This window comes from Sinobaca sp. H24, assembly GCF_023845525.1.
In genome coordinates, this window is the sequence record NZ_JALBWT010000007.1 from 41214 (window position 1) to 60456 (window position 19243).

20 protein-coding genes, 5 tRNA genes and 2 pseudogenes are annotated in these 19243 nt (G+C 45.1%); 23 read left to right on the plus strand and 4 right to left on the minus strand.

Features of this window, described 5'->3' with window-relative positions; genetic code table 11:
* Positions 1 to 138: 138 nt before the first annotated feature.
* Positions 139 to 1170, minus strand: a complete 1032-nt coding sequence (locus MMY81_RS11425) for an LLM class flavin-dependent oxidoreductase (RefSeq protein WP_252313004.1) — start codon at positions 1168 to 1170, stop codon at positions 139 to 141.
* Between the two features lie 114 nt (positions 1171 to 1284).
* Positions 1285 to 2690: pseudogene (pdxR, locus tag MMY81_RS36260) on the minus strand (MocR-like pyridoxine biosynthesis transcription factor PdxR).
* Between the two features lie 108 nt (positions 2691 to 2798).
* Between pdxR and gabT the strand changes: the two are divergent.
* The 6 genes from gabT to dhaM all read left to right on the plus strand — a co-directional run bounded on the left by gabT (position 2799) and on the right by dhaM (position 7982).
* Positions 2799 to 4100 (plus strand): 4-aminobutyrate--2-oxoglutarate transaminase, encoded by a 1302-nt coding sequence (gene gabT, locus MMY81_RS11440; RefSeq protein WP_252313007.1) that lies wholly within the window; start codon positions 2799 to 2801, stop codon positions 4098 to 4100.
* A gap of 12 nt (positions 4101 to 4112) precedes the next feature.
* Positions 4113 to 5450, plus strand: a complete 1338-nt coding sequence (locus MMY81_RS11445) for an APC family permease (protein ID WP_256497888.1) — start codon at positions 4113 to 4115, stop codon at positions 5448 to 5450.
* A 92-nt stretch (positions 5451 to 5542) separates the two neighbouring features.
* Positions 5543 to 5869: a magnetosome magnetite crystal formation protein family gene (locus MMY81_RS11450; RefSeq protein ID WP_252313008.1), complete on the plus strand. Its 327-nt coding sequence runs from the start codon at positions 5543 to 5545 to the stop codon at positions 5867 to 5869.
* 120 nt (positions 5870 to 5989) lie between these two features.
* Positions 5990 to 6943, plus strand: a complete 954-nt coding sequence (gene dhaK / locus MMY81_RS11455) for a dihydroxyacetone kinase subunit DhaK (protein ID WP_252313009.1) — start codon at positions 5990 to 5992, stop codon at positions 6941 to 6943.
* Positions 6944 to 6961: 18 nt separating this feature from the next.
* The gene (gene dhaL, locus MMY81_RS11460; RefSeq protein WP_252313010.1) at positions 6962 to 7591 is read left to right on the plus strand and encodes a dihydroxyacetone kinase subunit DhaL; all 630 of its coding nucleotides are present in this window, start codon (positions 6962 to 6964) and stop codon (positions 7589 to 7591) included.
* Positions 7584 to 7982, plus strand: a complete 399-nt coding sequence (gene dhaM, locus MMY81_RS11465) for a dihydroxyacetone kinase phosphoryl donor subunit DhaM (protein ID WP_120193073.1) — start codon at positions 7584 to 7586, stop codon at positions 7980 to 7982. The genes dhaL and dhaM overlap by 8 nt, the downstream gene beginning before the upstream one ends.
* A 33-nt stretch (positions 7983 to 8015) precedes the next feature.
* Here dhaM and MMY81_RS11470 read toward each other — a convergent pair whose 3' ends face one another.
* On the minus strand, positions 8016 to 8726 hold the full coding sequence (locus tag MMY81_RS11470) for a thermonuclease family protein (RefSeq protein WP_252313011.1): 711 nt from the start codon (positions 8724 to 8726) through the stop codon (positions 8016 to 8018).
* Positions 8723 to 9457 (minus strand): potassium channel family protein, encoded by a 735-nt coding sequence (locus MMY81_RS11475; protein WP_252313012.1) that lies wholly within the window; start codon positions 9455 to 9457, stop codon positions 8723 to 8725. Before MMY81_RS11475 ends, MMY81_RS11470 begins: the two co-directional genes overlap by 4 nt.
* 166 nt (positions 9458 to 9623) lie before the next feature.
* Between MMY81_RS11475 and MMY81_RS11480 the strand changes: the two genes are divergently transcribed.
* The 17 genes and pseudogenes from MMY81_RS11480 (at position 9624) to MMY81_RS11560 (ending at position 19151) form a co-directional block, all read left to right on the plus strand.
* Positions 9624 to 10445 carry an MBL fold metallo-hydrolase gene (locus MMY81_RS11480; RefSeq protein ID WP_252313013.1) on the plus strand — a complete coding sequence of 274 codons (822 nt, stop codon included), beginning with the start codon at positions 9624 to 9626 and terminating at the stop codon, positions 10443 to 10445.
* Positions 10446 to 10502: 57 nt separating this feature from the next.
* A complete protein-coding gene (locus tag MMY81_RS11485; protein ID WP_252313014.1) occupies positions 10503 to 11270 on the plus strand; it encodes a M15 family metallopeptidase in 768 nt (255 codons plus the stop codon).
* Between the two features lie 357 nt (positions 11271 to 11627).
* Complete coding sequence (locus MMY81_RS11490) at positions 11628 to 12410, plus strand: alpha/beta fold hydrolase (protein ID WP_252313015.1); 783 nt, start codon at positions 11628 to 11630, stop codon at positions 12408 to 12410.
* Between the two features lie 114 nt (positions 12411 to 12524).
* Positions 12525 to 13448 (plus strand): Mur ligase family protein, encoded by a 924-nt coding sequence (locus tag MMY81_RS11495; protein ID WP_252313016.1) that lies wholly within the window; start codon positions 12525 to 12527, stop codon positions 13446 to 13448.
* Entirely contained in the window at positions 13438 to 13989 is a 552-nt protein-coding gene (locus tag MMY81_RS11500; RefSeq protein ID WP_252313017.1) for a glutamate ligase domain-containing protein, read from the plus strand. The genes MMY81_RS11495 and MMY81_RS11500 overlap by 11 nt, the downstream gene beginning before the upstream one ends.
* Before the next feature lie 97 nt (positions 13990 to 14086).
* The gene (locus MMY81_RS11505; RefSeq protein WP_252313018.1) at positions 14087 to 14377 is read left to right on the plus strand and encodes a hypothetical protein; all 291 of its coding nucleotides are present in this window, start codon (positions 14087 to 14089) and stop codon (positions 14375 to 14377) included.
* A 4-nt stretch (positions 14378 to 14381) separates the two neighbouring features.
* A complete protein-coding gene (locus MMY81_RS11510; protein ID WP_252313019.1) occupies positions 14382 to 15221 on the plus strand; it encodes an ATP-binding protein in 840 nt (279 codons plus the stop codon).
* A gap of 135 nt (positions 15222 to 15356) precedes the next feature.
* A tRNA-Glu gene (locus tag MMY81_RS11515) sits at positions 15357 to 15431 on the plus strand.
* Between the two features lie 47 nt (positions 15432 to 15478).
* A tRNA-Tyr gene (locus MMY81_RS11520) sits at positions 15479 to 15564 on the plus strand.
* A 14-nt stretch (positions 15565 to 15578) separates the two neighbouring features.
* Positions 15579 to 15654 (plus strand) — tRNA-Lys (locus MMY81_RS11525).
* Positions 15655 to 15979: 325 nt separating this feature from the next.
* Positions 15980 to 16465 (plus strand): MFS transporter, encoded by a 486-nt coding sequence (locus tag MMY81_RS11530; RefSeq protein WP_252313020.1) that lies wholly within the window; start codon positions 15980 to 15982, stop codon positions 16463 to 16465.
* Positions 16435 to 16665 carry a hypothetical protein gene (locus MMY81_RS11535; RefSeq protein WP_252313021.1) on the plus strand — a complete coding sequence of 77 codons (231 nt, stop codon included), beginning with the start codon at positions 16435 to 16437 and terminating at the stop codon, positions 16663 to 16665. The genes MMY81_RS11530 and MMY81_RS11535 overlap by 31 nt, the downstream gene beginning before the upstream one ends.
* Entirely contained in the window at positions 16620 to 17396 is a 777-nt protein-coding gene (locus tag MMY81_RS11540; protein WP_252313022.1) for an MFS transporter, read from the plus strand. Before MMY81_RS11535 ends, MMY81_RS11540 begins: the two co-directional genes overlap by 46 nt.
* A 135-nt stretch (positions 17397 to 17531) precedes the next feature.
* Positions 17532 to 17605: transfer RNA gene (locus MMY81_RS11545), tRNA-Gly, on the plus strand.
* A 17-nt stretch (positions 17606 to 17622) separates the two neighbouring features.
* Positions 17623 to 17698 (plus strand) — tRNA-Ala (locus tag MMY81_RS11550).
* A gap of 242 nt (positions 17699 to 17940) precedes the next feature.
* Positions 17941 to 18505, plus strand: a pseudogene (sigW, locus tag MMY81_RS11555) (RNA polymerase sigma factor SigW).
* Between the two features lie 16 nt (positions 18506 to 18521).
* Positions 18522 to 19151, plus strand: coding sequence for an anti-sigma factor family protein (locus tag MMY81_RS11560; RefSeq protein ID WP_252313023.1), 630 nt, complete (start codon positions 18522 to 18524; stop codon positions 19149 to 19151).
* Positions 19152 to 19243 lie beyond the last annotated feature (92 nt).

Below are 19243 nucleotides of genomic sequence, written 5' to 3' on the forward strand. Positions count from 1 at the left end.
TCTGCAGGAGTCTCCCCTTATGTTTTTTTCATTGTTAACAAATACTCCAAAGTATTCAAGGCTGGATATAGATATACGCTATCACATGATTTCTTAATAATAAAAAAAGCCGGAGAGCTCATGCTCTCCGGTCTTTTTTTAGTTGGACTGTGATGCGGAAATTGGGTGGTTTTTTGCTTCGGCGATAAGTTCAAACGAACGCAGCCTGTCTTCGTGATGATAAGCTTCGCTGTTAATCATCAACTCCTGGACGCCGGTACGTTTTACAAATTCGTCCATTTTAGCAGCCACGGTTTCTTTGTCGCCAACGAATGTATTTTTCAACATATCGTTAACAGCCATTTTTTCCCGTTCGCTCCATACCTCATTTATATCATCTACAGGCGGCTGGGTGCGACCGGGTGTGTTACGGATCAGGCTGAGAAATTTTAAATAAAGAGAAGAAGCCACATGCTCCGCTTTTTCATTTGTATCTGCGGCAATAACATTGACGCCGACCATCGCGTAAGGCTTATCCAGTACTTTGGATGGCGTGAAAACCCGATGGTAAACAGATAGGGCATCCATCATGCTGGCCGGTGCGAAATGTCCGGCAAAAGCAAATGGGAGACCCAGCTGACCGGCAAGCTGTGCGCTGAATGTGCTTGATCCAAGCAGCCAGACGGGGATATCAAGCCCCTCTCCGGGAATGGCTCGGACGCGGCGGGAAAATTCATCATACGGCTCAAAATAGCTGCGCAGCTCTTCAAGAAGCGCTGGAAAGTTATCACTGCTGTTCACATTGCGACGGAGCGCCATAGCTGTCAGCTGGTCTGAGCCCGGGGCGCGGCCAAGGCCGAGGTCAATGCGGTCCGGGTAAAGAGTTTCCAATGTACCAAACTGCTCGGCAATAGCAAGCGGCGCGTGGTTGGGAAGCATAATGCCTCCGGACCCGATGCGGAGAGTGCTTGTGCCTCCGGCAATATAGCCCATAAGAACGGAAGTTGCTGAACTGGCAATGCCGTCGATGTTATGGTGTTCTGCCAGCCACATCCGGTTATACCCCCACTTTTCGGCGTGCTGAGCGAGGTCAAGGCTGTTGTGCATTGACTCTGCAATCGTTTGATTCTGGTTTACTGGAGATAAATTTAATATAGAAAATGGTATGTCTTTCAATGGAGTATGATCCATGCTAATCGTCCTTTCTTTTTAAAGAATTGTTTCAGAAACATCTCTGTCATCTGTTCATTTTTCTATTGTATGGGATTCGGCAGACAGAAACAAATTTCTGAACTCGAAATACTTTCAGGCCCTGCCAAAACAGCAACGATATAGAAGAGACACAGCGGAGGCTATGTCCTGCGAACGAAGACGGGCAAATCCGATAATAATAACGGGCCTGTCTTCTGCAGGAGCCGTTTCTTTCAGCCAAAACCGGTCCATACCGTACAGCTCAAGGCGGTGCTCTTTCGCTTTTTCTAAAATAGCACCGGTCGGCCGGGGTGTATTGATCTCCATTAAAAAATGGAGGCCGGCTTTTTCTCCGGTAATCGATATAGACGAACCGAATGTGTCATAAAGAGCTTCAATTAGTTCGGCCCTTATCGTTTTATAGTGTTTGCTCATACGCTTAATATGTTTTTGATACTCACCGCTTTTAATAAAAACGTAAAGAGCCAGCTGAATCAGTGAAGAAGAGGTCTGCATTAAATGAGAAGCCTGATGTTTATATACGGCTAGCAGAGCAGGAGGAAGTACCATATAACTGAGCCGAAGGCCCGGAAGCAGCGATTTGGAGAAGGTACCGACATAAATAACCCGTTTCAAATCATCCAGGCTGTGAAGGGCCGGAATCGGGTCGCCTTCGTATTTAAATTCCGCGTCATAATCATCTTCCACGATATAACGGCCTTCCTCTTTATAGCTCCAATTTAAAAGCTGAATGAAACCGGCATAATGCGGCCCGTAGGCATTTGGTGGGACGGAGTAACGACAGCGATGGAAGCGCCGGATTCTTCCAATTCCTGCGGACTCATTCCTTTATAGTCAACTGTAATGGGCAGCACTGGTCGGCCGGATGCGTGAAGCTGCTGGTAAATCCGCTGATAGCCGGGATGTTCTACGGCAAATAAAGCATGTTTATCACAGATCATCGCAAGAAGATCGAACAGCCACTGCGTGCTTGCACCGAGTACAATCTGTTCCGGTCGGCAGCGTACGCCCCTGGTGCGCCCGATAGTTCTTGCAATTTCTTCGCGCAGCAGCCACTGGCCCTGTGGATGTTCCAGGTTATCCAGGCTGGCTGCGTAGTGGCGGAGTGCCTGCTGTTCACAGTGCTGCCAGGCACGGAATGGAAATAATGAAGCGTCTGCATTCATATGCGAAAAGGAAAATAGATAAGCGGGACTTCTTTTTTCGATTAATTCTTCCGGGAAAATCTCCTCTTCCGGAACGGCAATAAACGCATCAAGCGCCTCCACAAAATACCCGCGTCTCTCTTTTGTATAAACATATCCTTCGGCAATCAGCTGCTGATAGGCCGATATGACACTGTTCATGCTGACGTGAAGATAGTCAGCGAGCTCCCGCTTGGAAGGCAGCTGATCGTGTTCGGCCAGTATGCCTTCCAAGATCTGCTGTTTAAGGGCCTGATAAATCTGTTTATATAAAGGTCCGCTGTTTACAGAGCGTGTGAGCTGTATAGATAACATAAAAAATTCCCCTTCGACTGGTACCATTATTATTTTAAAACTGGTTCTATTAAGCATACCAAATAAATCATACAATTGTGAAAATACTTAATACAGGGAGTGAAAAGAATGACAAAAGTACAATCAGAAACATGGCAGGAAAAAAGAGATCGATACGTGCCAAAAGGCGTTGGAAATGGGAACAGAGCAATGGCTGTATCCGGAAGAGGTGCCATTCTAACAGATGCAAATGGAAACGACTATATCGATTTTGCCGGAGCTATCGGCACGATGAACGTCGGACATTCGCATCCGAAAGTAGTCGAGGCTGCCGTAGCTCAGGTGGAAAAGGTAACGCATCCCGGATTTAACGTAATGATGTATGACAGCTACATTGAAGTGGCTGAAGCATTGTGCCACATTACTCCGGGAGATTTCGATAAAAAAGCGATTTTATTAAACAGTGGAGCAGAAGCGGTTGAAAACGCGGTTAAAATTGCCCGTAAAGCAACCGGACGCCAGGCTGTTGTTACATTTACAAGAGGTTTCCACGGACGTACAAATATGACAATGGCAATGACCAGCAAAGTAAAGCCGTACAAGCTTGGTTTTGGCCCGTTTGCCTCTGAAGTCTATCATGCTCCTTATCCCTATATGTTCAGAAAGCCGGAGGGCATGACAGAGGAAGCTTATATTCAGTGGAGTAAAGATGAATTTGATTTATTCTTCAAGACCCAGGCTGCCCCGGAAAGCATTGCCTGCGTAGTAATGGAGCCCGTTCAGGGAGAAGGCGGGTTTATTATTCCTCCGAAAGCATTTGTCCAGCATGTAGCAGACCGGTGCAAAGAACATGGCATTTTGTTTATTTCTGATGAAATTCAGGCCGGTTTTGCCCGGACGGGGGAATGGTTTGGTATTGAGCACTTTGATGTCGTACCGGATTTGATTACCGTATCCAAGTCGCTTGCTGCGGGCTTTCCATTAAGCGCAGTAGTCGGACGCAGCGAAGTAATGGATGCAGCGGCGCCTGGAGAGCTTGGAGGCACTTACTGCGGAAACCCGGTAGCCTGCAAAGCAGCACTTGCGGTTATAGACATTATTAAGGAAGAAAAACTTAACGAACGTGCCGAAAAAATCGGGGCGGATGTGGAAAAAACAGCGGAAAAGTGGGCGGAGAAATTTCATTTTGTCCGAGGATTCCGGCGCCTTGGAGCAATGGCTGCTTTTGAAATCGTAAAAGAGGATGGTATAACACCTGATCCGGAACGAACTTCTTCTATTGTAAAGGGAGCAAATGCTTCCGGTCTTCTGCTTTTGTCGGCAGGTGTCTATGGAAACGTGATCCGTTTTTCGCCAATCGTTATTACGGATGATCAGCTTGAAAAGGGACTGGAGCTGCTGTACGATCAGTTGGCTGAGTCCATTAAATAGGAGGAAATTATCTTGCAGAAAAAAGTACTTTCACAAAAAGATGTCATGTTTTTAGCATTAGGAGCCATGCTTGGCTGGGGCTGGGTTGTTTTATCCGGTACATGGATTAATGAAGCGGGTTCCTTGGGAAGTACGATAGCATTTCTCATAGGCGGGCTGCTCGTTATTATGATTGGCTTAACCTATGCAGAATTGTCTGCAGCGTTACCTGAATCAGGAGGAGGGCTTGTGTTCGTCGAACGGGCTTTTGGCCGGACGCTGGCTTTTATTGCTGCCTGGGGCATTCTGCTCGGCTATGTTTCTGTTATTACATTTGAAGCAGTAGCGCTTCCCACCGTTATTGATTATATTCTGCCCAGTGAACATGCGGGTTATCTGTGGACGTTGAGCGGATGGGATGTTTACATAACCTGGGTATTAATTGGTTCTGGTGGAGCCCTTGCGCTGACGGCGTTGAACTACTTTGGTTTAAAACCGGCTTCTTTCTTTCAATCCATTTTCACATTAATTATTGCGGGAACTGGAATTCTATTACTCGGCGGAGCTCTTTTTAATGGAGACTACGGCAACGTTCAGCCTTATTTTCAGGACGGCGCCGTCGGAATGTTTGCCGTTCTTGTAATGGTACCGTTTCTTTTTGTCGGATTCGATGTCATTCCTCAGGTGGCTTCTGAAATAAATGCACCGGGAAAAAGCATTGGACGAATTCTCATCGCTTCTATTGTGAGTGCCGTTGTGTTCTACTTATTAATCGTTTTTGGTGTCACGCTGGGGCTGTCTCCCAATCAGCTTGCCACCACGGAGCTTGCCACCGCAGATGCTATGGTAAACCTGCTTGGTAGCCAGGCTTTCGGCACCGTCCTTGTTCTGGGCGGGGTAGCTGGTATTATTACAAGCTGGAATGCCTTTATCATCGGCGGCAGCCGTATTCTTGGTAAAATGGCGGAACGTAAAATGGTGCCGGCATGGTTTGGCTACATTCACCCGAAATACGGTACACCAACTCATGCCATTCTTTTTCTAGGCGCTCTGGCTTTTATTGCTCCTTTGTTTGGACGTCCAGCTCTGGTCTGGATTGTAGATGCCGGAGGTGTGGGAATTGTAGGAGGCTATCTGCTTGTTTCGATGGCTTTCTTAAAGCTCCGTAAAACGGAGCCGGAGCTTGAACGTCCGTTCCGGATTAGAAATGCACAGGTCGTAGGATGGCTTGCCATTATTTTGAGCATCGGATTTATACTATTATATTTCCCCGGCATGCCTGCCGCTTTAATCTGGCCGTATGAATGGGTCATTCTGGGCGTCTGGATTTTGATCGGTGCTGTATTATTTTTCGTCAAAAGAAAAACATAAACAAGGGGTCTGCAGATGCAGGCCTCTTTTTGATTTGATTTATTTTCCATAAAAAAGGATAATAGGGCGTATAATGAAAAATGAGGTGTCATATGTCGTCTGATCGAATCATTTCTGCTGTTTCATACATAAGTATTTTTTTCGCTCCTGTGTTTCTGCCTCTCATTGTATGGATAGTTGGTAATGAGTTTGTTTCTAAACACGCAAAAAAAGCTTTTGTATCGCAGGTGCTTCCCTGGCTGTTTTTCCTTGGAGCAATGGTGCCCCTTTGGATCGTCGGCGGGAATTTTCAGAGTGAAAATATTTCCATTGTATTTATCAGCCTATTTTCCTTATTTATGATTAGTCTGCTGGTTGTAGTGATTCTCAATATTATCTGGATGATCATTGTTTTAAAACATTCGAAAACTTCTACTTAAACATTAGCCGCAGGCTGGTTTTTTCTATAGAAAGAAAAACGATAGGGCAGGCAGGGGAATATACATGAAAACAGAATATAAAGGGTATAGTAGACTACTAACGAAAAAAGGGGTGCAGAAATGAAAAAATTAATCAACCAGACAGACGATATCCTTGATGAGATGCTTGAGGGCATGGTGGCTGCCCACCCAAACGAAATTAAACGACTGGCAGATACAAATGTAATCGTTCGAAGCAATGCTCCGATAAAAGGAAAAGTAGGTTTAGTGAGCGGCGGCGGAAGCGGTCACAGGCCCGCCCATGCCGGCTACGTCGGTCACAAGCTGCTTGACGCGGCAGTATGCGGGGAAGTATTTACTTCGCCGACCCCGGACCAGGTGTACGAAGCAATAAAAGCAGTAGATGGCGGAGTGGGCGTCCTGCTTATTGTTAAGAACTACAGCGGTGATGTCATGAATTTTGATATGGCAGCTGACATGGCAAAAGACGAAGGAATTAAAGTAGAACAGGTTATCATCCGTGATGATGTAGCGATAGCCAATCCAGAAGACCGCCGCGGCGTAGCAGGTACTATTTTTGTGCATAAAATTGCGGGAGCTGCTGCTGAATCTGGTAAATCCCTGAAGGATATAGCAGAACTTGCTCAAAAAACGGCGGATAATGTTTTCTCCATGGGGGTTTCGCTGAGCCCGAGCATTGTTCCGGCTTCCGGTAAGCCGGGATTTGAACTCAAAGAGGATGAAATGGAAATCGGCACAGGCATTCACGGAGAGCAGGGAATAGAACGCAAAACGCTTAAGCCGGCCGATGAGATTGCAGAAGAGCTGGTGCAGAACCTGCTGAAGCATATGGATATAAAAAACAGCCGGATTGCCCTTATGATAAACGGGCAGGGATCGACTCCGTTAATGGAACTCTACATCATGAATCGAAAAGTCAGCGAGATTTTAAATGAAAAACAAGCAGAAATTAAAAAAACATTTGTCGGAGAATATATGACCTCTATTGAAATGGCGGGATGCTCGGTAAGCATCTTAAAGCTTGATGATGAGCTCGAATATTTCTTACATTAAAAAAGCGGGGGAAATGGCATGAATCTTACTACAGAAACAGCAAAACAATGGCTTCTTGCAGCAGGACGCGACATGCAGGAAAACAAAGGCTACCTATCAGAGCTCGATCAGGCCATAGGCGATGGAGACCACGGCCATAATATGGCGCGCGGCTTTGCCGAAGTGGAAAAAAAGATTGCTTCAAAAACGTACGACGATGTAGGAAGCGTAGTAAAAGATGCGTCGATGACCATTATTTCCAAAGTAGGAGGAGCTGCAGGACCTTTATATGGAACAGCTTTTCTTAAAGCTTCCGGAGTCTGGAAAGGAAAGGCTGAAGTGACTGATGAAGAGTTTGCTGAAGGTCTAAAAGCAGCAATAGACGGCATCGCTCAGCGCGGCAAATCCGAGCAGGGGCAGAAAACAATGCTGGATGTATGGATACCTGTACTGCAGGAAGCTGAAAAAGGAAATATTGAGGCGGAACAGCTGGCCCAAACGGCAAAGGAAGCAATGGAAAAAACAGAAGGCATCGAAGCAAAAAAAGGGCGTGCTGCTTACTTGGGGGAGCGTTCTATAGGACATCTCGACCCCGGAGCTTATTCCTCCTATCTGCTGTTTGAAGCTCTGGTGGAAGCGATAGAAGCAGGAGGAGAAGCAAATGGCTAAAGTAAGTACAGTAGTAGTGTCCCACAGCCGTCAGCTGGCTGATGGAGTAATTGAACTAATCAATCAGACAAAGCAGGAGGATGTCATAGTTATTGCAGCCGGTGGTACGGAAGACGGCGGGATAGGGACGTCGCCTGATTTAATCAGTGAAGCGTTAAAAAAAGCTGACAACCCTGCAGGAACTGTGGTTCTTTTTGATTTAGGCAGTGCTCTAATGAATACGGAAATGGCTCTGGATATGCTGGATGAACTGGAAGGCGAAGTTGTTATTGCCGATGCGCCTATTGTAGAAGGAGCCTATGTATCAGTAGTGGAAGCCGGCATGGGAAAAGCCTTGAAAGAGGTTCAGGAATCGGTGGAAAAAGCGAAAAAATGGAATAAAAAAACATAAAGAGACGGGGCCGAAAAGGCTTCGTCTCTTTTTTTAACGCTGTGAAGCCCGGTATCCTGCCTGTTCTGCCTGCTCCGGCGTGCAGAATAATTCTTCTTCCTTTGTTTGTTCATAATGCTGACCGCCTGGCACATGATAAATTCGTTCACCGCTTGAGCTGTGGTTTCCTTTAACTGCCGGGTCTTCGCAGTCTATTTGAAAAGAAGGAGCTTCATGTGAAGCGGCGTCGGGACGAAAGCCTTCTTCGGAAACATAATCATCTATACTCCAAATGCCCCGTCCGGCCTCTTGTGCCTCTCGTTCTATTTCACGGAATTCCTCTTCATAACGGGTATTTGGTTCATAGACGTAAGCCACCCGGGCCAGGCCTTCTTCCAGCAGCTGTTCGTTGATCATCTCCCCGTCCTGCCAAATATACGCTAAAAAGCGGTCATACCGGTCTCTTGTCGTTGTGTCGACCTCCACTTCTATAGAAGAACCTTCAGCCAGATTTTGTTTAACAAAACTGCCGGCCTCCGGGCCAAACGGCTGAACCGGTTCATTAGGGTGCACCGTCTCCGGTGTATCCACCATAAGCAGCCGTACCGTTTCTTCCGTGCCGTCGTCCATTGTAATCCGGAGCGTATCCCCATCGACCACTCTATCCATCGTTGCCGGAATGCGCCCGTCCGTGGTGCTGGTGCTGCTGCAGGCGGTGAAAACGAGAACCAATATAATAGTTAAAGCAAAGAGCGTGTATTTCACGAGGGTATCTCCTTTTCTTTTTTATCATTTTCCAGCTCCTGAAGAAGAATCCGAAGCCGCCGCACTTCACCGGCTTCGAGCTCTTCATACCGGCGCAGCTGGTTGATAATATGCTGAACATCAGCCGAGTGCGTCTTTTTCGTTTTAGAGGAGAGAAAATATGTCGTAATGGAGCTTGTCAGCATACCGATTAAACCAATTCCAAAGATCATCAGGACAATGGCAATCATCCGTCCGGCTGGTGTTTCCGGAGATATATCTCCATATCCGACGGTAGTGGCTGTAACAATGCTCCACCATACGGCATCTCCATATGTTTCAATGCTGGGTTCTAAATAACGGATCGGAATGGAACTTAAAATAACGAGCAGGCTTACTGCAATAAGAACCCGGTTTAAGTAATTTGTCTGCAGAATTCCCATAAAGTCGCGAAGGTAGTGGCGGAGAATCCAAAGACGCTGCAGTGCGCTGAGAAGTCTTGCAATACGAGCCATTTGGAAAATGGCACTAAGAGGAATAATTGCGATAAAATCAAAAGGGTTTTTTCGAATGTAAAGCCATTTATCCGGAGCTTTTATGAACCGGATACTTACATCTATGAAAAAAATTAACCAGACCACGAAGTCAATCCGTATAAACCACTCATTGGCAGACCACGCAACAGAAAGGGATATGACTGCTAAAGTAATCATAATGCTTTCATACACTATATGAAATCGACTTGTTTTCATGATCGAGCCTCTTTTCTTCTATTGTATCTATTCCCGAAAAGCATCCGCTATTTTGAATGAATAAAACAAAATGGGAATATTTCTATAGTAAAACGGGAATATCTATATAAATACGCACTTATTGTGAAAATACTTATTTATACTAAAGCCCGAAAGGATGATAGGCATGCCGGTACATTATCAAGACCAGAACATTACCGTATTCCAAAGCGCATTATTCCAGACAACTTCAACGGTAGCTGTAACAGAAGAAGCAGTTATTATTGTAGACCCTACCTGGCTGCCCGAGGAAATAAGAGAAATTCAGAATCATGTAGCGCTTGTAAGCAAAGGACGGAAGCAGTACCTTGTCTTTACCCATTCGGATTATGATCACATATTAGGATATCATGCCTTCCCGGAAGCTGTAACTATTGCTTCCAGAGCTTTTGTGTCAAATTCCAGAAAAGAAGAAACGGTAGAAGAAATAAAGCAGTTTGATGACAATTACTACATTGTAAGACCTTATGGAATAGAGTACCCTTACATTGATATCATTATTGATAACGACGAACAGATGATTGAAACAGGTTCTCATACGCTGACTTTCTACCTGGCGCCGGGGCACAATGTGGACGGAATGTTTATCTTAATTGACCACCTGGGGGTACTTATTACGGGAGACTATTTAAGCGACGTGGAATTTCCATTTATTTATCAAAACAGCGAGGCTTATGAACGGTCTCTCCAAAAAGCAAAAAGTCTTTACGAAAAGCAGAAAATTAATTTTCTCATCCCGGGTCATGGATCTGTAACTTCAAGCCCGGCAGAGATAAAAGACAGGCTTGATGACTCTCTCTGGTACATTGAACAGCTCCGGAAAACAACGGAAGAGGATGGGGAATATCATGTGCTGGAAGCTTTTGTGGATGGATATGGGTTTTCAACATTTATGAAGAAAATGCATCACAAAAATATTGAACTTGTAAAGCGGGAAAAAGACGCTTAAAGTAAAAGAAAGCAAAGCAAGTGAATAGATTTTCATTTTACTAAAGGAAGCGATAAAGTGAAAAAACCAGCAGCTATTACAGCTCTGTTTCTTTTGTTGGGCGCAGCTGCCTGCTCTACAGGCGGCACAGAGGAGGCTGAAGAATCTTCTGAAGCAGAATCAGCCGCTCCGGCAGAAGAAGAACCAGCGGAGGAACCGGCAGACGAGCCGGAACCGGAGCCCCCTTCTCTTAATGACGAAGGGGAAGTTGAGAACCCTGATGCAGTAGATGCGCTTGTAAATCGGGAATATCATTTACCTTCCGACTATGAGCCGGAAGATCTTATCCAGGCAGATATCCAATATGCTTCTCCTGGAGATAATCAAAAAAATCTGATCAGGGAAACGGCAGCTGAACCGCTTGAGCAGCTCTTCACCGATGCTGAATCAGCTGGGCACGAGCTGTATGCTGTTTCCGGCTATCGTTCCTACGATCGTCAGGACGTTATCTTCACACAAAACGCCGAACGCGATGGGGAAGAGCAGGCTAATACGTACAGCGCAAAGCCCGGCGAAAGTGAACACCAAAGCGGTCTGGCCATGGATGTGAGCTCTGAATCTATCGGAAATCAGCTGAGTACGGAATTCGGAGAAACCCCGGAAGGTCAATGGGTGGCAGAAAACGCGCATACGTATGGATTTGTCGTGCGTTACCCGGAGGACAAAACAGACATTACCGGCTATCAATATGAACCGTGGCACCTTCGATATGTAGGCACAGAGCTTTCTGAAGAGCTCTATAAAGAAGAGTTAACACTTGAAGAGTATTACGGTCTGGGAGAATAAGAGAGAGCAGTGAAGACTGTTCTCTCTTTTCGTGTCTCCTCCTCCAAAACCATCCGGTAAAAAGGAACTATTTTCTGTCCAGGCGGCTCTATAGAGCGCAGGCCTTCATGGTTTATTTCAGAAGATAATTTCCGCCGGAGATTTTCTATGGTAAGATATAGTGGTGTTATTCTGTTTAAATAGCAAACAGCTGCTAAAATTAGTAAATAGTCCGTCTACATATATACTATTGCCCCGTGACTTCTGTTTTTTTAAAAGAAAGAATTCAGAGAGTTGGAGTGCTTTTTCAACAGCGCTGAGATAACATGATGTCATTTTAATTAAAAACCTTGGTTTTAAAGAATAGGAGCGTTAGCAGTGTACATTGATATTGATGGAGTGAACGTCCATTACCAGGTATCAGGAGAAGGAGCCAACGTCATGCTTCTTCACGGCTGGGGTGCAAACGTCCAAACGTTTGCACCGGTTCACCAGCGCCTGGAAAAGGATTTTAAAGTGTGGTCTATTGATTTTCCCGGATTCGGTGAGAGTGACGAACCCCCGGAGCCCTGGTCTGTAGGAGACTATACGGAGATGCTTGGTAAATTGATCCGTAAGCTTGATATTGAAGACCCGGTTTTGATGGGGCATTCTTTCGGCGGAAGAGTATCTATTAAATATTCAGCGGCCAATTCTGTTCGTAAGGTCATTCTCGTTGACAGTGCAGGTGTGCTCCCAAAACGGACTTTTAAATATTATTATAAAGTGTATACGTACAAGACGTTAAAGAAACTGTTGAAACTGCCACTTATTAATAAATACGAACAGTCAATAATGGCCCGCGTCAAAGGAAAAGTGGGGTCCTCTGACTATAAAGATGTCTCCGGCGTGATGCAGCAGACTTTTGTCAAAGTAGTCAACGAAGATTTAACTCATCACATGCCGGATATTAAAGTCCCTGTTCTCCTTGTATGGGGAGAAAATGATGAAGCTACGCCGGTAGCGGATGGAAAACGGATGGAAGAATTGATTCCAGATGCAGGATTGGTCGTATTGAAACGGGCAGGCCATTATTCCTATCTTGATAATTTAAACGAATTTATCGTCATTATCGACCATTTCCTCCAAAAAGAAAAAAAGGAGGCAGCAAGCCTTGATTAGTCTGCTTATTTGCTTTTTATTATTGCCTGGGGGTATTACACGCTGCGTCTTGTCAAGCGAAGCACGCATATGCTCCAGCTGAACAGTTATAGAAACGAAAGAATCTGGAAATGGATGAAAGAACATCAGGACCGGGTGTTTCCTATTAGAAGTTTTTGGCCGCTTCTGGCCCTCCTGCCGTTGTTTGCCGGAAACGTCTGGCTCGCCCTGACGATTGGAATTATATTATACGGATTTAATGTATTAATGATGCAGGAAACCACAGAGAAAAAGAAGCTGGTTGTGACAAAGAGGGTCCGGCGTCTGTTTATTACTGTTACTCTCTTATATGCAGCCGTCATTATTATAGGCCTGTCGCTGAGCGCTGGTATCGACGGCTCTTATTTCTGGCTGATTGCACTGGCCATTCTGACTAATATTTTTGTGTACTTTATGGTCATGGCCGCGAACTTGATTAACATGCCGATTGAACGACAGATTAATCAGCATTTCTTTAATGACGCCGAGCGGATTATTAAAGACATGCCCAACCTTGAAACGGTAGGGGTAACCGGTAGTTACGGCAAGACAAGTACAAAACACGTGCTAGAAGCCGTTCTCTCCTCTCAGTTTAATGTTCTGATGACGCCGGAGAGCTACAATACAAGAATGGGTATTACGTTAACCATCCGCAATATGCTGAAGCCGTATCATGAAATTTTCATCGCTGAAATGGGTGCTAAACAAGAACACGATATCCAGGCGGTATGTGATCTGGTTCACCAAAAGTATGGTATTATCACAGCTATTGGAGAACAGCACCTTGAAACGTTCAAAACGCTTGATACCATCAAAAAGACAAAGTTTGAAATTGTGGAAAGCCTCCCAAATGACGGCACCGCATTTTTAAATAAAGATGATGAAAATATTATGTCCTACGAACAGCGCAATCAGGTACGCACGATGTACTATGGAATTGACGCGGAAGATCTTCATTTTAGAGCAGAAAAACATTGCCTTTTCTTCCAAAGGGTCTACTTTTACCATTATGAAATATGATGGCAGTTCTGTAGACGTGGAGACAAAGCTGCTGGGGCGCCATAATATCTATAACATTCTGGCCGCCGTAGCTATCGGCTCTGAAAAAGGCATTCCACTGGAGAAAATGGCCCGCGCAGTGAAAAAGCTTCAGCCGGTCGAGCACCGTCTGGAACTAAAGAAACCGCAGGGGAACATTACAATTATCGATGACGCTTTTAACTCCAATCCGGTTGGCTCGAGAATGGCTCTTGAAGTGCTTGGGCAGATGCCGGAGTACAAGATGCTTATTACTCCGGGTATGATTGAGCTCGGAGATAAAGAGTATGACCTGAATAAAGCATTTGCCGAGTATGCGGCTGATGTATGTGATTTTATTATTTTAGTAGGGAAAAAGCAGACAAAGCCTATGCAGGACGGCCTTTTGGAAAAAGAATTTCCGGAAGAGAAATACTATGTAGCGGCTGATCTTCAGGACGCTTTAAACAAAATGCATGAGAAAGCTGTCCAAAAATCCATTGTATTATTGGAAAACGATCTGCCGGATACATTTAATGAGTAAAGAATGCGAGGGACTTACCTATGAGAACTAGAGTTGGTGTATTTTCGGAGGGATTTCTGTAGAGCACGAAGTATCGGTTATTTCAGCGGTACAGGCGATGCATGCCCTGGATGAAAAATTATACGAAGCAGTACCCGTTTATATCGCAAAAGACCGCCAGTGGTATACAGGAGAAGAGCTTCGCGACATTGAGAATTATAAAGACCTTAACCAGCTGTTTGAAAAGCTGCAGAAAATTACCGTTACGGGCGGGGATGACGGCGGCGTTGTGCTGCAGAAAAAGCCTGTTCCTAAATTCGGAAAGCGTATTGTCGCGGAAATTGATGTAGCTTTTCCGATTGTGCACGGTACGGTTTGGAGAAGACGGAGTTCTCCAGGGTTTCTTTGAACTAATGGACATTCCCTATGTAGGGTGTGATGTTATGTCTTCTGCTGTCGGCATGGATAAAGTTATTATGAAACAGGTGCTGCGTGATGCGCAGATTCCTGTTCTTGATGATATTTGGTTCTATGGAACACACTGGTCCGACAATCCGGAAGGAATTACCGCATTAGTAGAAGAAACATTGGAGTATCCGGTTATTGTAAAGCCGGCTAACCTTGGATCAAGTGTCGGTATCAGTAAAGCCGGCGACCGCGATGAACTTAGAATGGCGGTAGAAGAAGCCATGGAGTTTGCCAGCAAGATTCTTGTGGACATGGTTGAAAACATGAAGGAAATTAACTGTTCAGTCGTAGGCGATTATGAAGAGGTAGAAGCTTCTGTATTGGAAGAAGTATTGAAAACAGAAGACATCTTAAGCTACCAGGATAAATACCAGGGCGGCGGCAAAGGCGGCGACGGTGCAAAAGGAATGGAAAGCACAGATCGTGTCATTCCAGCTCCTCTGGATGAAGAGCAGACAGAGGATATTCAACAGCTTGCGAAAGACACATTCCAGTCGCTTGGCTGCAGCGGGGTGTCCCGTATTGATTTCATGATCGACCAGGCTTCCGGCATGATCTATGTGAACGAAATCAACACCATTCCCGGATCCCTCTCCTTTTACCTCTGGGACCCGGCTGGAAAAGACTATACACAGTTAACGCATCAGCTGATTCAAATGGCATTAAAGCGTAGAAGAGAACGCGAAAAGCTGACTTTCTCTATTGATTCAAACCTGTTTTCCACCCAGAGTGCAGGCGGACTCAAAGGTGGAAAAAATGGAGCTAAAACTGCTTCCCGAAGCTAGTGATAGTAAGGAAAGGAACCGGAGAAAAACTGCCGGTTCTTTTTTATTTTTTTATACTAAAAAGATTGCATCCTATATTATCCTGGGGTATAATATCATTTGGCAGTAAGGAATTTAATGTTTTTCTGCTTATAAGGCCCGTTGGTCAAGTGGTTAAGACACCGCCCTTTCACGGCGGTATCACGGGTTCGAATCCCGTACGGGTCACCATTATTTTTTTGTTTACACCAAGCAGATCGATATGGAAAGTTTGTTATGGAGGGGTAGCGAAGTTGGCCAAACGCGGCAGACTGTAAATCTGCTCCCTCTGGGTTCGGCGGTTCGAGTCCGTCCCCCTCCACCACTTAAAAATAGAACGAGCCATTAGCTCAGTTGGTAGAGCATCTGACTTTTAATCAGAGGGTCGGAGGTTCGAATCCTCCATGGCTCACCATTTTTCAATCATGACAAAGACGTCATGGTTTTTTTGTTTTAGAAGCAAAAACCGATAAAAAAAGCGGAAAAGAAGTAAAAAAAAGGAAAATATCTCTAATAATATGCATATAAAATACATAATTTTAAATAGCTCGTTATATTATCTTCCGAAACCTCAATCCATCCCTGAATTTCATGCTACCTTGATGAAAGATTTACTTTGAGCATATGAGGTGACGGCATAGCATGAGAGTTAAAGACATTTTACGTTTAAGGATGAACGCATTAAAATTCTGCATTTCTGCTGGTTTGCTTTTTTCGTTTCCTTTTTTGCCTGGTATAACATGGCTCCGCTTGCTACAACGATGATGGATGATATGGGCTGGCTGACGACTCAGCATATAGCGGCTCTGGGAATTATTAACGTAGCTCTGACAATTCCGGCCCGTATTGTGATAGGAAGCCTCCTGGATCGGTTTGGACCGAGGATTGTGTATTCTTCTTTGCTGGTAGTTATGTCTTTTCCTACTTTTATATTCGCATTTGGAGACACCTGGATGCAGCTGATGATTTCAAGACTGCTGCTCGGAAGCATCGGGGCAAGTTTTGTCGTTGGTATCCGGATGGTGTCGGAATGGTTCCCGCCGAAGCATGTAGGGTTTGCTGAAGGTATTTATGGCGGATGGGGTAATTTTGGTTCTGCCGCCGCAGCTATGCTTCTTCCGTGGCTTGCCTTAACGCTGTTCGGCGGTGATCAGGGCTGGAGATATGCTGTAGCCTTCACCGGGGTGGTCACTTTGTGTATGGTTTTATTTTCTACTTTAACGTGAAAGATACGCCGGACGGCCGGGCGATGATTAAGCCGAAGAAAGCAAGTGCAATGGAAGTAAGCAGCTATAAGGATATGGCTCAGCTTATTTTCTGGACGCTTCCGCTTGGCGGGGCGCTGGCGCTCAGCGTATGGAGAATTGAACAACTTGGTTCGTGTCTGAGACCGCCCTGTACACGATATGGTCGATCATTCTCGTAGTAGTTATTTATCAGGTATACAATATTTTAAAAGTGAATCTGCCTATTTTGAAAAAAGGGGTTCCTGAAGATGACCGTTACAATTTTAAAACGGTGGGGGCACTAAATAGTACATATTTTGCTAATTTCGGAGCTGAACTTGCTATTGTGGCTATGCTGCCTATGTTTTTTCAGCTGACATTTTCGCTTTCGGCGGCCCAGGCAGGATTGATTGCCGCGTCATTTGCATTTATTAATCTGCTGGCACGGCCGCTTGGAGGAGTTCTTTCTGACAGAATGGGAAGCCGCCGGTCGGTAATGCTGATTTATATGTTTGGTATTTCATTTGGCTTAATCGGTATGGGAATGATTAATTCCGGCTGGCCGCTTTTTTTAGCTGTACTGGTGACTATTTTCACCTCCATGTTTGTACAGGGGGCGGAAGGTGCAACGTTTGCTATGGTCCCTATGGTTAAAAAACGTATTACCGGACAGGTGGCCGGTATGACAGGAGCATACGGAAACGTTGGTGCTGCTGTATATTTAACTCTTTATACTTTTGTAACGCCTCAGCAGTTTTTCTTTATTCTGGCAGGAGGGGCCTTCACAAGCTTTGTTATCTGCTACTTTACGCTGGAAGAACCACAGAACTCCTTCAGCGAAGACTACTATTATTCGGAAGATGATCTTGCGCTTGCACAGGAATCAGATGAAAAAATAGCAGCAAAAGAAGTAGCGGCAAACAAAAGATAATACACTAATTGGACAGTGGAGCTCCGTCGGAAGTGGGGCTTTCTGTCTGTAATCCGTTGAAAATAAAAGCTTTGTTGACGTTAAAAAATAAGAATGGTATAGTGGAACATGTCCTAGAAAAAAGGGAATGTTTATGCGGGTGTAGTTTAGTGGTAAAACCTCAGCCTTCCAAGCTGATGATGTGGGTTCGATTCCCATCACCCGCTCCATACATACTATGATAGAAGGGGCCTTAGCTCAGCTGGGAGAGCGCCTGCCTTGCACGCAGGAGGTCAGCGGTTCGATCCCGCTAGGCTCCACCAATTCTATAAGATACAAAGCTGTCGGCTGTAGGCCGGCGGCTTTTTTTGTATGGATTTTTCGTTCAGAAAGCCTCTATTATCCGAAATCAGCGAACCGTGGTACAATAAATTGTGTTTAATGGGAACTGACGCCGATTCAGCATGAAAAATAAACTGTAAATAACCATACATATATCCGTAATGAAACGAAAGGGTTTATTCTGCGTAATTAAGAGACCCGGAAAGGGTGGAGGTCATAAGAGATGGATGCGGTTGTCAAACGCCTGATTAAGGCGATAAAAAAAAGAAGATCAGGATGCTTTTGCAGAGCTTGTAGACCTGTATAAAGACAAAGTGTACCAAATCGCATACCGGATGACCGGAAACTCCTATGAGGCTCAGGACGTGGCGCAGGAAGCATTTCTCCGGGCTTATGCCAATTTGGAGAGCTATGATGAATCCAGAAAATTTTCCACATGGCTGTTTCGAATCACGACTAATTTGTGTATTGACCGGCTCCGCAAAAAGAAACCAGATTACTCTCTCGATGCGGAGATTAAAGGAACAGAGGGACTGAGCGGCTATTCCCAGCTGTCTTCTGAAGAGCTGCTTCCCGAAGAACAGTCGTAAGCTTTTGAAATGCAGGACTGGGTGCAGACTGAAATTGCAAAGCTGCCGCCCAAGTACCGCTCCGCTATCATTCTTCGATACATTGAAGATTTATCTATAAAGGAAATTGGCGATATTCTCGACCTTCCGGATAATACAGTGAAAACACACATTCACCGGGGAAGAGAAGCACTTCGTAAAAGGCTTAGAAATATTTAAGAGGGGAGGGACTGTCATGGCCTGCCAGAAAAAAGAAGAAAAACAAATTGATCAGTATTTAGACGGAGAATTAAGCGCAGCGGAAAGAAAAGAGCTTTTTGCTCATTTTGAGGAATGCCCGGCATGTGCTGCTCATTATCGCGAATTAAATAAAACAGTAATGTTTGTCCAGAGTACTTCCCATCTAGAGGCTCCTCCCCGCATGACCGACCAGATCATGCAGAACCTTCCTTCCAGAAAAAAGAAGCCCGGCTGGAGGAAATGGGGCAGGCGTCACCCAATAATGGCAGCCGCAGCTATTTTTGTTCTGTTAATGTCATCCAGCATGATGTCCATCTGGAATGATCAAAGCGCCGGACAGATTGCAGTAGCCGGCGGTGAAAATGTGGAAGTGGATCATGAACACGGGAAGGTCATTGTGCCGGAAGGCGAAGTCGTCCAGGGAGATTTAATGGTCCGCAACGGCGAAGTAGAAGTACACGGAGAAATTCAGGGAGACCTGACCGTTATAAACGGAGAACCTTATTTAGCTTCAGCCGGTCATGTAGCCGGGGATATTGAAGATGTAGACCAGGCACTGGAGTGGATGTGGTATTACACAAAGAAATTCACGACAGAAGCATTTACATGGAATACAGAAGAATAAAATCAAATGTGCTGTTTTTTCTTCGACAGTGAAACGAATATGGAATGAAGAACGTCTATACCTACTTCAGAAAAAGAAAAAACCACTGTCGT

Bases quoted from the DNA above. Each gene is read 5' to 3' on its own strand.
- MMY81_RS11425 (WP_252313004.1), bottom strand. From the start codon at position 1,170: ATGGATCATACTCCATTGAAAGACATACCATTTTCTATATTAAATTTA.
- gabT (WP_252313007.1), top strand. From the start codon at position 2,799: ATGACAAAAGTACAATCAGAAACATGGCAGGAAAAAAGAGATCGATAC.
- MMY81_RS11450 (WP_252313008.1), top strand. From the start codon at position 5,543: ATGTCGTCTGATCGAATCATTTCTGCTGTTTCATACATAAGTATTTTT.
- dhaK (WP_252313009.1), top strand. From the start codon at position 5,990: ATGAAAAAATTAATCAACCAGACAGACGATATCCTTGATGAGATGCTT.
- dhaL (WP_252313010.1), top strand. From the start codon at position 6,962: ATGAATCTTACTACAGAAACAGCAAAACAATGGCTTCTTGCAGCAGGA.
- dhaM (WP_120193073.1), top strand. From the start codon at position 7,584: ATGGCTAAAGTAAGTACAGTAGTAGTGTCCCACAGCCGTCAGCTGGCT.
- MMY81_RS11475 (WP_252313012.1), bottom strand. From the start codon at position 9,457: ATGAAAACAAGTCGATTTCATATAGTGTATGAAAGCATTATGATTACT.
- MMY81_RS11480 (WP_252313013.1), top strand. From the start codon at position 9,624: ATGCCGGTACATTATCAAGACCAGAACATTACCGTATTCCAAAGCGCA.
- MMY81_RS11495 (WP_252313016.1), top strand. From the start codon at position 12,525: ATGAAAGAACATCAGGACCGGGTGTTTCCTATTAGAAGTTTTTGGCCG.
- MMY81_RS11500 (WP_252313017.1), top strand. From the start codon at position 13,438: ATGAAATATGATGGCAGTTCTGTAGACGTGGAGACAAAGCTGCTGGGG.
- MMY81_RS11505 (WP_252313018.1), top strand. From the start codon at position 14,087: ATGCATGCCCTGGATGAAAAATTATACGAAGCAGTACCCGTTTATATC.
- MMY81_RS11510 (WP_252313019.1), top strand. From the start codon at position 14,382: ATGGACATTCCCTATGTAGGGTGTGATGTTATGTCTTCTGCTGTCGGC.
- MMY81_RS11530 (WP_252313020.1), top strand. From the start codon at position 15,980: ATGGCTCCGCTTGCTACAACGATGATGGATGATATGGGCTGGCTGACG.
- MMY81_RS11560 (WP_252313023.1), top strand. From the start codon at position 18,522: ATGGCCTGCCAGAAAAAAGAAGAAAAACAAATTGATCAGTATTTAGAC.